This window comes from Trueperaceae bacterium (assembly GCA_023954415.1).
GTDB lineage: Bacteria > Deinococcota > Deinococci > Deinococcales > Trueperaceae > JAAYYF01.
In genome coordinates this window covers 206,991-221,259 of the sequence record JAMLIB010000004.1, presented here as the reverse complement: position 1 = coordinate 221,259, position 14,269 = coordinate 206,991, and the positions used below count along the sequence as shown (strand labels likewise).

At 68.4% G+C, this 14,269-nt stretch carries 14 protein-coding genes; 13 read left to right on the top strand and 1 reads right to left on the bottom strand.

What is annotated here, in order from left to right:
* Window positions 1–78 precede the first annotated feature (78 nt).
* The 8 genes from M9914_06665 (at window position 79) to M9914_06630 (ending at window position 11,459) form a co-directional block, all read left to right on the top strand.
* The gene (locus M9914_06665; GenBank protein ID MCO5173861.1) at window positions 79–663 is read left to right on the top strand and encodes a hypothetical protein; all 585 of its coding nucleotides are present in this window, start codon (window positions 79–81) and stop codon (window positions 661–663) included.
* Between the two features lie 21 nt (window positions 664–684).
* The gene (locus tag M9914_06660) at window positions 685–1,833 is read left to right on the top strand and encodes a M20 family metallopeptidase (protein ID MCO5173860.1); all 1,149 of its coding nucleotides are present in this window, start codon (window positions 685–687) and stop codon (window positions 1,831–1,833) included.
* Window positions 1,834–1,839: 6 nt separating this feature from the next.
* On the top strand, window positions 1,840–3,417 hold the full coding sequence (gene lnt / locus M9914_06655) for an apolipoprotein N-acyltransferase (GenBank protein ID MCO5173859.1): 1,578 nt from the start codon (window positions 1,840–1,842) through the stop codon (window positions 3,415–3,417).
* A 91-nt stretch (window positions 3,418–3,508) separates the two neighbouring features.
* On the top strand, window positions 3,509–4,861 hold the full coding sequence (gene trkA, locus M9914_06650) for a Trk system potassium transporter TrkA (GenBank protein ID MCO5173858.1): 1,353 nt from the start codon (window positions 3,509–3,511) through the stop codon (window positions 4,859–4,861).
* Window positions 4,861–6,384 (top strand): TrkH family potassium uptake protein, encoded by a 1,524-nt coding sequence (locus M9914_06645; protein ID MCO5173857.1) that lies wholly within the window; start codon window positions 4,861–4,863, stop codon window positions 6,382–6,384. The genes trkA and M9914_06645 overlap by 1 nt, the downstream gene beginning before the upstream one ends.
* Before the next feature lie 101 nt (window positions 6,385–6,485).
* Window positions 6,486–7,883, top strand: coding sequence for a TrkH family potassium uptake protein (locus M9914_06640; protein MCO5173856.1), 1,398 nt, complete (start codon window positions 6,486–6,488; stop codon window positions 7,881–7,883).
* Between the two features lie 223 nt (window positions 7,884–8,106).
* Window positions 8,107–10,053, top strand: coding sequence for an acetate--CoA ligase (acs, locus tag M9914_06635; GenBank protein MCO5173855.1), 1,947 nt, complete (start codon window positions 8,107–8,109; stop codon window positions 10,051–10,053).
* A gap of 149 nt (window positions 10,054–10,202) precedes the next feature.
* A complete protein-coding gene (locus tag M9914_06630; GenBank protein MCO5173854.1) occupies window positions 10,203–11,459 on the top strand; it encodes a putative Na+/H+ antiporter in 1,257 nt (418 codons plus the stop codon).
* Between the two features lie 74 nt (window positions 11,460–11,533).
* Here the strand turns inward: M9914_06630 and M9914_06625 are convergent, their stop codons facing one another.
* Window positions 11,534–12,484, bottom strand: coding sequence for a phosphotransferase (locus M9914_06625; protein MCO5173853.1), 951 nt, complete (start codon window positions 12,482–12,484; stop codon window positions 11,534–11,536).
* Window positions 12,485–12,565: 81 nt separating this feature from the next.
* On the opposite strand from M9914_06625, the gene M9914_06620 reads away from it, so the two are divergent.
* The 5 genes from M9914_06620 to M9914_06600 all read left to right on the top strand — a co-directional run bounded on the left by M9914_06620 (window position 12,566) and on the right by M9914_06600 (window position 14,267).
* On the top strand, window positions 12,566–12,790 hold the full coding sequence (locus M9914_06620; GenBank protein MCO5173852.1) for an antitoxin: 225 nt from the start codon (window positions 12,566–12,568) through the stop codon (window positions 12,788–12,790).
* Window positions 12,790–13,116, top strand: a complete 327-nt coding sequence (locus M9914_06615) for a type II toxin-antitoxin system PemK/MazF family toxin (protein MCO5173851.1) — start codon at window positions 12,790–12,792, stop codon at window positions 13,114–13,116. Before M9914_06620 ends, M9914_06615 begins: the two co-directional genes overlap by 1 nt.
* 180 nt (window positions 13,117–13,296) lie before the next feature.
* Window positions 13,297–13,521, top strand: coding sequence for a DUF2892 domain-containing protein (locus M9914_06610; protein ID MCO5173850.1), 225 nt, complete (start codon window positions 13,297–13,299; stop codon window positions 13,519–13,521).
* A 114-nt stretch (window positions 13,522–13,635) separates the two neighbouring features.
* Window positions 13,636–13,887: an AbrB/MazE/SpoVT family DNA-binding domain-containing protein gene (locus tag M9914_06605; protein ID MCO5173849.1), complete on the top strand. Its 252-nt coding sequence runs from the start codon at window positions 13,636–13,638 to the stop codon at window positions 13,885–13,887.
* Complete coding sequence (locus tag M9914_06600; protein MCO5173848.1) at window positions 13,884–14,267, top strand: type II toxin-antitoxin system VapC family toxin; 384 nt, start codon at window positions 13,884–13,886, stop codon at window positions 14,265–14,267. The genes M9914_06605 and M9914_06600 overlap by 4 nt, the downstream gene beginning before the upstream one ends.
* The last annotated feature ends 2 nt before the right edge of the window (window positions 14,268–14,269 follow it).

Below are 14,269 nucleotides of genomic sequence, written 5' to 3'. Positions count from 1 at the left end.
GCGTGAACCCCGCCGGCGCTGCCGGCGGCCGAACGCGAGGGTCGCAACCGCAGCGTGCCGGCACCTTATGATGCCGTCATGCGCGAGCTCCTCTACAACGCCGCCAAGCACTTCAAGCGCGGCAAGGCGTTGAGCGAGCGTGGCGACTCGCGTGGCGCCATGGTCGCCTTCGAGGACGCGCTCAAGGACCTGCACGCCGTCAAGCCGCAACGCATGCGCGATGTCCTGCTCGCCCAGGTCTACCTCTCCCGCTACCAGCTCGGCCGCGACTCGGACCCGTTGAAGGCCGACAGCGACCTGCGCCTCGGCTACAGCTACGCGCGCACGACGTTCGAGCCCACCGTGAGGCAGCTCGCCGAGGGCCTCTGGCAAGAGCGCATGTTGCGGCCGCCCGTCGTACCGCCCCGCGGTCCGAACGGCGACGGCAACCGGCGGCGCCCGCCCGCTCGGGGCGGCGGACGCGCCGACGCCCAGGGCGGCAACCAGTCAGACGATCGTCCGGGCGCAGGGGGCGAGGACCGCCGGGGTGAAGACCGGCGGGGCGAGGACCGGCGCAGTGCGGGCCCCGATCAGAAGCCCAAGCGCGGCAACCGGCGCGGGCGGCGCGGCGGCGGCCAGGGCGGCAACCAGAGCGGCGGCCAGGGAGGCGCCCACGGGGGGTAGCAGGGGGGTAACATCGGCGCCATGAGCGAGTCCGCCATCCTGCAAGCCGCCTACGCCGCCGAGGCCCAGTACCTGGAGCTGCTCGCCGACCTCGTCACGCACGAGAGCCCGACCGACGACAAGGCCGCCTGCGACGTGCTTGCCACGCGCCTCGCCGACCACATGCGCGCGAGCGGCCTGGCGGTCGAGCGCCACGAGCGCCAGGGCGTCGGCGACGTCCTGGAAGGCCGCGCGCGCGGCGCGGGCGGCGAGAAGACGCTCCTGCTCTGCCACTACGACACCGTCTGGCCCATCGGCACCCTGGGCGCCATGCCGTTCGTCCGCTCGGGCGACAAGGTCTCCGGGCCGGGCGCCCTCGACATGAAGGCGGGCATCGCCAACGCCCTCACGGCACTGAGGCTCGTCCCTGAGCTCGGCCTCGGGTTGGCCGGCGACGTCACGCTCCTCCTCACGAGCGACGAGGAGACGGGCTCCCACGCCTCGTGCGAGCTGATAGAGCGTCTGGCGAGGGATCACGACCGCGTCTTCGTGTTGGAACCTGGGCGTGACGATGGCGCGCTGAAGGTCGGGCGCAAGGGCGTCGGGGGCTTCAGGCTCCAGTTCCGCGGCCGGTCGGCGCACGCGGGCAACAACCCCTCGGACGGCGCGAGCGCCCTTCGTGAGCTGGCGCACATGCTCGTGTTCATCGAGGACCTGAGCGACGACGTGGCCGGTACGACCGTCAACGTGACCGTGGCGCGCGCCGGCTTCGCCACCAACGTGATCGCGGAGGAGGCGGAGGCGTTCGTCGACTTCCGCGTGCTCAAGGCGAGCGAGGCCGAGCGGGTGACGAACGCCATCCACGACTACACGCCGCGCGACTCGCGCGTGACCCTCACCGTGACGGGCGGCCTCAACCGCCCGCCGCTAGAGCTCACCCCGGCCAACCGGGCCCTGTTCGAGCGCGCGCAGGCCGTCGGTAACGCCCTCGGCCTCGAGTTCGACGGGGGCGTGGTCGGCGGCGGCTCGGACGGCAACTTCACTTCGGCCATCGGCGTTCCGACGTTGGACGGCCTCGGCTCGGTCGGGGGCGGCCCGCACGCCCGCCACGAGCACGTCCGCGTGCGCGAGTCGCTCGAGCGCGTGGCCCTCGTCGCGGGCTTACTCGTAGGATCGTCCGCGAGCGACTGACCCGACGTGCCACTGCTGCTGGCCGCAGTCTGCGGCCTGCTCCTCACGCTCGCGCTGCCGCCCTTGGGGTGGTGGCCGTTCGCGTTCGCGGCGGCGCCCGTCTTCGCGCTCGTCGCGCGCGCCAAGGACGCCGGCGCGGCGTTCAGGGTGGGCGCGGCGTTCGGCCTGCCGTTCTTCGCCCTCTACATCCTGTGGTTGCCGCGCTCGTTCGCCGTGCTCTTCGGCCCGGCCTTCTGGTTCGTCTACCCGTTCCTCCTCCTGATCCTCGCCACGTTCTGGGGCCTGACCACGTGGGGCACCTGGCGCGTCGCCGGCCTCGCCGGTGGCGCCTCCTCACCACGCGCCAGGGCTGCTCGCGTCCTCCTGCTCCTCCCAGTGGCGTGGGTGCTGGTCGAATGGGCGCGCACCCAGGGCTACTTCGCGTTCCCCTGGGGCACGCTCGGCTACGCCTGGCTCGAGACGCCGGTGGCGCAGCTCGCGGAGTTCGGCGGCGTCTACGGGCTGAGCCTCGTCGTCACCGTGCCCGCCGCGGTCCTAGCCTGGCCCTGGGCGGCGCTCGCGCGCAGGTGGCTCGTCCCCGGCGTAGCGGCCGCCGTGCTCGCGGCCGCCGCGCTCGTCCTCGGCGCGTTCGACCGGGGCGCGGCCGTCCAGCGCGGGCTGCCGAGCCTGACCGTCGAGGCGACGGCCCCTTACCGGGCGCTGCTCGTGCAGGGCAACGTGGACCCGTTCGCGCGCGCCGCCTCGTCCGCGCAGGAGCTGGGCATCCACCTGCGCCTCACGGAGGAAGGCTCGCTCGCCGCGGCGAGCGACGGCAGCGGTCCGTTCGACCTCGTCGTATGGCCCGAGGGCGCCGTCATCGGCTACGACCTGACGGCGGGCGACGCCGGCGGCCTGCGCGAGACCATCACGGACACCGCGCCCGGAGCCACCTTCGTGGTGGGCGGACGCGTGTACGAGGGCGGCGGCAACTACAACTCGCTCATCGCGTTGCGCTCGGACGCGGCCCTCGGGCATTACGACAAGCACTACCTCGTGCCCTTCGGCGAGCGGTGGCCCCTCATCGACACGTTGAGCGGGCTCTACGCCGCCGTGTTCAGGGCGTTCGGCCTCCCCATGCTCGCCAGCACCGCGCAGGGTGAGGCCATCGAGCCGCTCGCCACGCCGCTCGGGCCGCTCGGCGCCTTCGTGTGCTACGAGTCCGTGTTCCCCCAGGTGCAGCGCCTGCTGGTCGAGCGCGGCGCCGGCGTGCTGGTCCTCGGGACCAACGACGCGTGGTTCGGGGTCGGCACGGGCGCGCGCCAGCACTTCGACATGGGCCGCATGCGCGCCATCGAGACGCGGCGCTGGCTGCTCCGCGCCGGCAACGACGGGATCACGGCCGCCGTCGACCCGTGGGGGCGCGTGACGGCCGAGGCCCCGCGCGGGGTCGCGACCACCCTGGCCGTGTCGTTCTACACGGGCCCCAGCCTCACGTTCTGGGTGCGCTACGGGGCGTGGACGCCCGTCGTGCTCCTGGTTTGGGCAGTGCTCGTCGCGGCCATCGGGACGGTCACGGCACGGCGGCACGGTCCGCCAAGCGCCTGACATGGTTCGCCGGATACTCCGCTTCACTCAGTCTTGGTAAAGAGGCCGATCCCCTTGCAGTCGGAGCGCGTAACTGTAGTATGAGCGACCTATGCAGGTAGTCATCGTAGGTGGTGGCGAGATCGGCGCTCTGCTCGCGGCCGCCCTGCACCGTACCCACGGTGTCATCGTGATCGATCAGGATCCGGAGCGCGAGGCCGCCTTCGCCTCGCTAGACGTGCAGTTCGTGCGCGGCAACGGCACGGACCCGGACGACCTACGCACCGCTCAGGTTGACCGCGCCAGGGCGTTCATCGCCTGCACGGCATCGGACGACGTCAACGTCCTGGCCTGCCTCGCGGCCAAAGGTCTTGGCGCCAAGCTGACACTCGCTTTCGTCACCCGCCAGCGCTACGTCGACGCCTTCAAGCGTGACGGCGCCTTCGAGTCCGTCGGGTTGCTCATCGACCGCGTGCTGTGGCCCCAGCGGATCCTCGCGCACCAGATCGCCGACATCGTGCGCGCACCCCGCGCGGTGGACAGCGCACGCTTCGCCAACGGGCGGATCACGCTCCTGGAGTTCCTCCTGGAGCCCCACGACCCCTTCCGTGGCGAGAACCTCTCTTCCCTGGCCTTGCCGCAGGGCGTGCTCGCCGTGGGCGCCATCAAAGGTGAGGACTTCATCATCCCGACCGGCGCGACGGTGTTCGAGGCCGGCGATAGGGTCGTGTTCATGGGCACCACCGAGCGCATGCGAGAACTACAACGGCGCTTCGCGCCGCATAAGCGCTCTCCCAGAGTGGTGATCGTGGGCGGCGGCAACGTCGGGTTCATGGTCGCGCAGCAGTTGATGACAGACAGGGCCAACATCACGATCATCGAGGAAGACCCCGAGCGCTGTGAGAAACTCGCCCAGTTGTTGCCGCGCGCGCTCGTACTCAAGGGTGACGGCACCGACTTGGAACTACTCGAACAGGAGCGTGCGGAGGACGCCGACGTGATGGTCGCCGTCACCGACGATGACGCCAAGAACCTCCTCGTGTCCTTGATGAGTAAGCAGCTCGGCATCCCGAAGGTCATCACGCGTGTCGGCCGTACCCGCAACCGCCGCCTGTTCACGCGTGTCGGCATCGACGCGCCGCTGACCCCGCGTGCCGCCGCCGTCCAAGAGGTGATCAACTGGCTCCAAGTCGACGAGGTCGAGCACCTGGCCACGATCGAGGACCGGGCGGAGGTCATGGAGGTCACCTTCCCGGAAGGCTCCCTCGGCGGACGCGTCAGGGACCTCGGTACGCCGGAAGCCATGCTGATAGGCGCCATAGAGCGCGATGGGCGCGTGATGGTGCCGGGCGGCGACACCGTGGTGCAACCCGGCGACCACCTCTACCTCGTGACCACTCCTGACCAGGTGGACGAGGTAGAGGAGTGGCTGGACGCGCGGCGGGCCAAGACGCCGGTGCCCTGATGCCGAACGCCGATGTCCGAGGACGGTTCGTGCCTTACGTCCTCGGGGCGGGCCTGCTCGCCCTGGCCCTCGGCGCCGCGGTGTTCACCCTGTATGCAGTGCTGTTGCGCGAGCGCTTCCTAGGGTTCGCGGCTACGACCATCGTGACGCTCCCACTAGGCTTGATGCTGAGAGGCCGGGGTCGGAGCGGCGCCGAGCCGAGCCGCCGCGAAGCGCTCGTCGCCGTGCTGGTGTCGTGGCTCTTGCTACCGACGCTCTCCGCGGCACCGTACGTCATCGACGGCGGCATGTCCGTTCTGAACGCCGTGTTCGAGTCCATGAGCGGGTTCACCACCACGGGCGCCACCGTCCTGACAGACTTCTCCACGTTCGGGAAGGCGCTGTTCATGTGGCGCGCCTCGTCGCAGTGGGTGGGCGGCATCGGCATCCTGGTGCTGTTCATCGCCGTGTTCCCCCAATTGGCCATCGCCGGGCGGCAGCTCTTCTTCACGGAAGCGCCCGGACCGACCGAGGAGCGTCTGACTCCGCGCCTACGGAACACAGCAGTGGCAGTCCTGAGCGTCTACTCGGCACTCACGCTGGCCTGCGCGATCGGCTACAGGCTCGCCGGGATGAGCTCTTACGACGCGGTCGCCCACGCCCTCACCACTCTCGCCGCGGGAGGTTTCAGCCCCAACGGGCTCAGCTTCGCGGGGTTCCAGAGCAGCGGCATGGAATGGGTCGCCATCCTGTTCATGTTCTTCGCCGGCGCCAACTTCGCGCTGCTCTACCGCGCCGCCACCGGACGGCCACGCGACCTCCTTCGCGACGCCGAACTCCGCACCTACACGCTCATACTTCTGACCGCGAGCGGCGTGCTCACGCTGTTACTGGTGGGCCGTTACTCTTCTCTCGACGCGATCCGGCACTCGTTATTCCAGGTGGCTAGCATCGTGACAAGCACCGGCTACGCCTCCGCCGACTTCGCCCTATGGTCCCTACCGGCCCAGATGTTGCTGGTGATCTTGATGTTCGTAGGCGGCTGCGCGGGCTCGGCTAGTGGCGGAGTGAAGGTCATGCGCTGGCTCGTGCTAGCCAAGGGCACGAGCCGCGAGTTGATCCACGCCCTACACCCGCGTGCCGTGCTGCCGGTGAGAGTCGGCGCACGCACTGTGCCCGAGGAGGTAGTGCGTGCCGTGGCGGCGTTCCTCACCCTATACATCGGGTTGTTCGCAGTCACTACCCTGGTCCTGGTCATGCTGGGGGCCGACTTCGTAGTGGCGTTCACGGCGGCGATCTCCTGCCTAGGTAACGTCGGGCCGGGCTTGGAGAGCATCGGCCCGATGGCAAGCTTCGCGGACTTGCACCCCATCAGTCGCGGTCTGCTCACCTTCGTCATGTACGCGGGGCGGCTCGAGGTGGTGACCGTGTTCGTGGTCTTCACCCCAGGCTGGTGGAGGTCACCACATAGGCGCACCTCGGTGCCGAGGAGTAGTTCAAGACGCGAAGACGCAGCGAGCAGCATGAGGAGGGCGGCGAGTTGATACCCCCGGTCAGGCTGCCTGTCCGCCCGTTGACTAGATCGGATAGTGGCCGAGGACGCTTCTTGCCTTACGTCCTTGGAACGGGTGTGCACGCTCTCAGCATGGCTGCCGCCATCTTCACCGCCTACGCGTCGATCGATCGGCAACCCGCGCTCGGCTTCCTGGCGGTCGTCGTGGTCGGCGTGCCACTGGGCTGGTGGTTGCGCAGCGCCGGCAACGCCAACGCCGAACCGAGCCGCCGGGAAGCCCTCGCGGCGGTGATGCTCTCGTGGGTCGTGCTTCCGGCTCTTGGCGCTCTGCCGTACGCGCTTGGTCACCATATGTCACTACTGAACGCCGCGTTCGAATCCGTCAGCGGCTTCACTACGACCGGCGCTACTACTATCACCGACTTCTCAGCCGTGGCCCCCTCCCTGCTGCTGTGGCGCGCGTTGACGCAGTGGGTGGGCGGAGTAGGCATCCTCGTCCTCTTCCTTGCGGTCTTCCCGCAACTCGCGATCGCCGGGCGGCAGCTCTTCAACGCCGAGGTGCCTAGCCCGCAGGAAGAACGCCTGACACCCAAACTGCGACAGACGGCTATGGCGGTCGTTGGGCTTTACATGGCCCTCACCTTCGTATGCTCCATCGCGTACTACTTGACCGGGATGGGACCGTTCGACGCCGCCGCTCACGCCCTTGGAACGCTGGCAGCCGGGGGGTTCAGCCCGAACGCCGAGAGCTTCATCGGTTACGGCGCGGCCACCCAATGGGTCGCCGTGATCTTCATGTTTCTCTCCGGTACGAGCTTCTTCCTCGTCTACGGCACCATCACGGGCCGTAAGCACAACGTGCTGCGCGACGCCGAGTTCCGCGTCTACCTGGCCATACAGCTCGTGGCGGGGGCCCTGCTTGCCGTATTGCTGCTTGGAGAGAACCTCGCGCCCCTCGATGCCATCCGCCACGGACTCTTTCAAGCTACTAGCATGGTCGTTACCGCCGGTTTCGCCTCTCTCGACTATCAGACTTGGAGTACCCCCGCGCAAGCCGTGCTCCTGGCGCTCATGTTCGTCGGCGGCAGCGCCGGCTCGGCAAGCGGCGGCGTGAAGGTGCTGCGCTGGCTGATGGTCGCCAAGATCACGGGCCGCGAGGTGCGGCGGGCGCTGCACCCGCGCGCCGTCATGCCCATCCGCATCGGCGGCCGCATCATCCCCGAGGACGCCCTGCGGGCGGTCGCGGCGTTTCTCACTCTGTACATCGGGCTGTTCGCGTTCACGGCCGTAGTGCTCGTGTTCCTCGGCGCTGACTTCACGGCCGCCTTCAGCACCGCCATCGCCACGCTGGGCAACACGGGGCCGGGCCTCAACAACTTCGCCCCCATAGGCGAACTCGACCATCTACCCGTCCTAGGCAAGCTCGTGCTCATGTTCGTGATGTGCGCGGGGCGCCTCGAGGTCGTAACGGTGTTCGTCATCTTCACGCCCGGATGGTGGCAGTTGCCGCGGCGGCGCCCCCGGGCCTGACCAGCGGCTCCGGGCGGGGTCCTAGGCGGTCGCCGCCTAGCAAGGGCCGGCCGATCACCGCACGGTGGGCCGGCGGGAGCAGCCGCGCGCACCGTGAGAACGGCGTTTGCCACGCACCCGCTACTGGGCTATGCTCCTCAACGACGAACAGACTCGCTGTCAGGCGCGCGCAAGACTCATCTCGAACGCCACGCCACAGACTCCACGATCCTCGGGAGAACCCATGGCAGACACCATAGAATCCGTCCTGCAAGAGGCGCGCGAGTTCCAGCCGCCCAAGGCCTTCCAGCGCGCCGCCCTGCTGAACGACGCCACCGAGTACGAGCGGCTCTACCGCCAGTCGCTGGACGACCCGGAGACGTTCTGGGGCGAGGCCGCCAAGCGCCACCACTGGTTCGAGCCGTGGACGCAGGTGCGCGAGTGGAACGAGCCGCACGTGAAGTGGTTCGTGGGCGGGAAGACGAACCTGGCGTACGACTGCCTCGACCGCCAGGTGAACGAGGGCAAGGCCAACAAGGTCGCGTTCTTCTGGGAAGGCGAGCCGGGCGACAAGCGCACCATCACGTACGGCCAGATGCTCACCGAGGTGAAGCGCTTCGCCAACGTCCTCAAGGGCAAGGGCGTGAAGACCGGTGACCGTGTGGCCATCTACATGCCCATGATCCCGGAGGCCATCGTCGCCATGCTCGCCTGCGCGCGCATCGGGGCGCCGCACTCCGTCGTGTTCGGCGGCTTCTCCTCGCACGCCCTGTCGGATCGCATCAACGACGCGCAGGCCAGCGTGGTGATCACGGCCGACGGCGGCTTCCGCCGCGGCGCCGTGCTGCCGCTGAAGCCGGCGGTCGACGAGGCGCTCGCCTCCGCCCCGAGCGTGAAGCACGTGATCGTCGTGCGGCGCGCCGAGAACACGATCGACATGGAGGCCGGGCGCGACGAGTGGTACCACGAGCTCATGCAGGGCGCCTCCGACGAGTGCGAGGCCGTGCCGGTAGACGCCGAGCACCCGGCGTACGTGCTGTACACGTCCGGCTCCACCGGCAAGCCGAAGGGCGTGCTGCACTCCACGGGCGGCTACCTCGTCCACACGTCGCTGACCTCGAAGTACGTGTTCGACCTGCGCGACAACGACATCTTCTGGTGCACCGCCGACATCGGCTGGGTGACGGGCCACTCGTACGTCGTCTACGGCCTCATGTCCAACGGGGCGACGCAGGTCATGTACGAGGGCAACCCCACCTACCCCGCCCCGGACCGGTTCTGGGAGATGATCGAGCGTTACCGCGTGAGCGTGTTCTACACGGCGCCGACGGCCATCCGGGCGTTCATCAAGCTCGGGCGCGAGTACCCCGAGAAGCACGACCTCTCGAGCCTGCGCCTCATCGGCACCGTGGGCGAGCCCATCAACCCGGAAGCTTGGATGTGGTACCGCCGCGTCATCGGCGGCGACCGCTGCCCGATCGTCGACACCTGGTGGCAGACGGAGACGGGCGCCATCATGATCTCGACCATCCCGGGCGTGCACGCCACCAAACCGGGCTCCGCCGGGCTGCCCCTCTTCGGGGTGGACGCCGCGGTGGTGGACGCCGACGGCAACGAGGCGGGCGTAGACCAGGGCGGCTACCTCGTCATGCGCCGCCCGTGGCCCGGCATGCTGCGCACCGTGTACGGCGACGACGACCGCTACCGCAACCAGTACTGGGGCGAGGTCCCGCACGTCTACTTCTCCGGCGACGGGGCGCGCCGCGACGCCGACGGCTACTTCTGGGTCATGGGCCGCGTTGACGACGTCGTGAACGTTTCTGGCCACCGCCTCGGCACCATGGAGGTCGAGTCGGCGCTCGTCTCGCACCCCGCCGTGGCGGAGGCCGCGGTGGTCGGCCGCCCCGACGAGCTGAAGGGCCAGGGCATCGTGGCGTTCGTCACCCTCGAGAAGGGCTTCGAGGCGACGGACAAGCTCCGCGAGGAGCTCCGCAAGCACGTGGCCGCCGAGATCGGCGCCATCGCCCGCCCCGACGAGGTGCGCTTCGCGGACGCCCTGCCGAAGACCCGCTCCGGCAAGATCATGCGGCGCTTCCTGCGCAGCGTGGCGACGGGCCAGGAGCTGATCGGCGACACGAGCACGTTGGAGGACAGGGGCGTGGTGGAGCAGTTGCGGCAGGTGGAGCCTTGAGAGCCTAAGCGCGACCCCGTGAGGAACTCCGTAAGGAGTCTCATCGCAAGCAGTCGCTTTTCTTTCACCCACGCCGGACTTCCACGCCATCCGAGATCTTGGATTCGGACCGCGAGTGGTAAGTTGGCTGCCGTGACGGATGCCCCACCATGACGCCTACGACCGTAGAGTTGATCGCCGCCGTCCTGTTTGGCGTCGCTATTCTGCATACGTTCTCCGCTCAGATCTTCTCGCGTCTAGAACGCTCGAACCCCCGGCATGCCGGGGTATGGCACCTGCTCGGCGAAGTCGAAGTGGTGTTCGGGTTCTGGGCCATGGTGCTCATCGTGGCGATAGTCGCGGCCGAAGGCCCGAAAGCCGCCACCGATTATGTGGACTCGCGTAACTTCACGGAGCCGATGTTCGTATTCGCGATCATGGTCATCGCCGGAACGCGACCGATCATACAGACGGCCATGCGCCTCGTACGCCTCCTGTCGCGCGCCATACCGCTACCGGGCAGCGCGGGGCTTTACTTCGTCGTCCTCTCCGTAGTACCGGTGCTAGGCTCCTTTATCACAGAGCCGGCTGCCATGACGCTCGCGGCCTTGGTCCTCGCCAACAGTCTGTTCAGCCGACAGGTCTCGAACCGGCTCAAATACGCCACGCTCGGCGTTCTATTCGTCAACGTCTCGATCGGCGGCACACTTACCAACTTCGCCGCCCCACCGGTGCTGATGGTAGCCGGCACATGGGACTGGAGCCTTAGCTTCATGTTGAGCAACTTCGGCTGGAAAGCAGCCTTGGCGGTTCTGGCGAACGCCGCAGGCGCCACCCTGCTTTTCCGGAAGGAGCTCTTGCGCCTAGCGCCCGCAGGTAGCTCAGGCAAGAACCCCGTGCCCCTGCCTCTCGTCTTGACCCATATCGGCTTCCTGGCGGGCGTCGTCGTCTTCGCCCATCACCCGGCCATGTTCATGGGCATCTTCCTCCTCTTCCTCGGCGTCGCCGCCGCCTACGAACGACATCAGGACCGCCTCATCTTGCGGGAGGGCTTGCTGGTCGCGTTCTTCCTTGCCGGGCTCGTCGTACTCGGCGGTATGCAGTCCTGGTGGCTGCAACCGTTACTCACCCGCATGACCGCCGATCAGGTGTTCTTCGGCGCCACGGCCCTCACCGCCTTCACGGACAACGCTGCGCTCACCTACTTGGGCTCACTCGTGCAAGGCCTGTCTCAAGAGTTCAAGTACGCCCTCGTGGCCGGAGCGGTAACCGGTGGGGGACTGACCATCATCGCCAACGCCCCTAACCCGGCGGGCGTCGCCATCTTGCGTAAGCACGTCGCCGGTGGAGTCGTCAGCCCCCTAGGCCTCTTGGTGGCAGCGCTACTCCCTACCCTCGTCGCTGCCATCGCGTTTCGCCTCTTATGAGGCCTGCGGGGAAGGCAGGCAGCGCGAACGCCATTTCCAAGCATGGTGCGGGCTGGGCCGTCAAATGAACCGAGTCAATCAGTGAGCACGTTCCGCGCCATAGCCAACCGATCGCTTCGCCGACCGGGCATGCTCTCCCAGTAGTACGACAACGCGCCGAGCGCGATGCCAAGCGCCCAGGCCCGCCCACGCAGCCACTCGGCTTCGTCGACGCCGAGCCGCGCGGCGAACCGGTTGCGGGCCGGCGCATCGAGCACCTCCCACGCGCCGTGGAGGTCGACGGTCGGGTCGCCGACCGAGACCGCGCCGAGGTCGAGGACCGCCGCGAGCCGGCCATCGGCCACCAGCAGGTTCTCGGCGACCAGGTCGCCGTGGAACCAGCGGTCGGGGCCGGGCTCGGCGGCGCCCGGCAACGCGAGCGCCTTCTCCCACATGGCCTCGGCCTTGTCCAGGTCCAGATCGAGGCCGCGGATGCCGCGGCAGAGGGCAAGGTAGTGGCGCACCGAGACGTCGAAGTCATTTAGGGCGCCGCCCCGGTACCAGCGCAGCTCGCCGTCCACCGGCTCCGGCACGTCGACCTCGCGCAGCGCGCGAACCACATCGGCCAGGTCCTCGGCTAGGGCCAGGCGCTCGGGCGCCGCTCTCCGGCCCAGCCCGGCGCAGGTCGGATGCTCCCCTGCGAGCCACCGGGTCACCGACCAGTGCTCCGGGTACCCGAAACCCGGGCCGCCGACAGCAACGACCTCCGGCACCGCGACGGGCAGGGCCGCCGCCAGCAGCGGCGCCAGGCGGGCCTCCTTGAGGATGCTCTCGCCACCGCCGGGCTGCCTCGGCAGCCGGACGAGCAGGTCGTCCCCGAGGCGGAACAGGGCGTTCGTAGAGCCGGCTGCACGTAGCGGTGCCAGCGGCAGGCCCGCGTGCTCGGGCAGGTCGCGGTCGAGCAGCGCACGCACCAGCGCGCCATCGATCGGTAGCTCGTCGGCGTGCAGTGGCGCGTGAGAGCCGGCGCTCTTGGAGTTCGCCATGACCCCATTATCGGTCACTCAAAGCGCCCGCCTGGGATCTATCTGCCATTTGATAATCCATTTGGGCGTATAATCTGGAGTATGAACCCTCGGAAGCTTTCGGTATCCGTTCCAGAGACGATCGCGAGCTTCGTCGAGGCGTACAAACGCGACCACGCGCTCAAGACCAAGTCCGAGGTCGTCGAGCGCGCCCTGACCCTGCTCAGGGAGCAGGAGCTCGAGAAGGCTTACGCGGAAGCGGCGAGCGAGATCGACCCGGCCTGGGACAGCACTCTGGCCGACGGCCTCCCGGAAGAGACTTGGTAGTGAAGCGCGGAGACATCTACTGGGTCGACCTCGAACCGACCCGCGGCTCCGAAGCCAACAAGCTCAGGCCCTGCGTGATCGTCTCGCGAGACGCGAGCAACCGGGTCGCCCCCATCCTCACCGTCGTACCGATCACCTCCAACATCGGCAAGGTCTACCCCTTCGACGTTGCGTTGCCGGCCACGCTCGACCGCCCGTCCAAAGCCCAGGCCAATCAAGTGCGAACCGTCAGCAAGGACCGCCTCTCGGGCTCGGTGATCGCGCGACTCTCGCCCGAGGAGACGCTGGCGTTGGAAGCCGCCCTCAGGCTCCACCTCGCGCTCTAGGCGCGTCGCGGGGCACCCTCGACTAGGGCCTGAGGGAGCATCTCCACCTCGAACTCGTTGATAGGCCCGAGCGTCAATATACCCATAGGGGTATAATATCGTGCGGCTGGCAAGCCGAGCGGGTCCGTCACGCCCGACGCGCCAGGTCCGACACGAGCACTTCGAAAAGAGGAGACCAGCATGAGCATCCTAGACTTCCTCGCCTCACCGGCCGGCCGCTGGACGCGGATGATCGCCGGAGCAGCCCTGATCGTGCTGGGCGTCGTCAACGGCGGGTGGCTGTGGCTCCTCGCCGCCCTCGGCGCCCTGTTCGTCCTGGTCGGCGCGCTCGATGTCTGCCTGTTGGCGCCGATCGTCGGGAGGCCGATGAAAGGCGAGGCGTTCAGGGCGGCCAAGGGGCGTTGACGGCCAGAAGCGACCGCAACCCAAGCGGTAGAACACTGTCGGCGCGAGCCGCGCCACGACCGGGCCAGCTACCATGCTACTGAAGACTTGCCAGTATCGTGCTACATTGCCGGTATGGAACGGTCGCGGGTAAGGCTCGGCTCGAATGGCAGGCTCGTCATCCCTGCCGAGTACCGCAAGGGCCTTGGCGTGAGCGAAGGCGATGACCTCTTCATCCGGCTCGAGGGGGGTGAGTTGCGCATAAGCACCGCCGCGGTCGGCATCCGACACGCACAGGCGCTCGTGAGGCAGTACGTGCCGAAGGAAGCCAAGCTGGTCGACGAGCTCATCGCCGAACGGCGCGAGGAAGCGGCCAAGGCCTCATGAGCGTGCTGGACGCCTCGGCCGTCCTGGCGCTCCTGAACGACGAGCCAGGAGCGGAGTCGGTAGCGCGCCATCTGGAGGGCGGCGCCAGTATCAGCAGCGTCAACTACGCCGAGGTCGTCAGCAAGCTCTCTGACTACGGCATGCCGGCAGACGCCATCCAGGATGCGCTGGCCGGACTAGGCTTGCAGGTCGCCCCCTTCACGGAAGACCAGGCACGCATCTGCGGCTACCTCCGTGTACCGACCCGCGAAGCCGGTCTCTCCCTCGGCGATCGCGCCTGCCTCGCGTTAGCGACGGTCGATGGAGCCGTAGCCGTCACCGCCGACCGCGGTTGGAGCGGACTGGCCGGCATCGCAGTGGAGATCGAGCTCGTCCGCTGAAC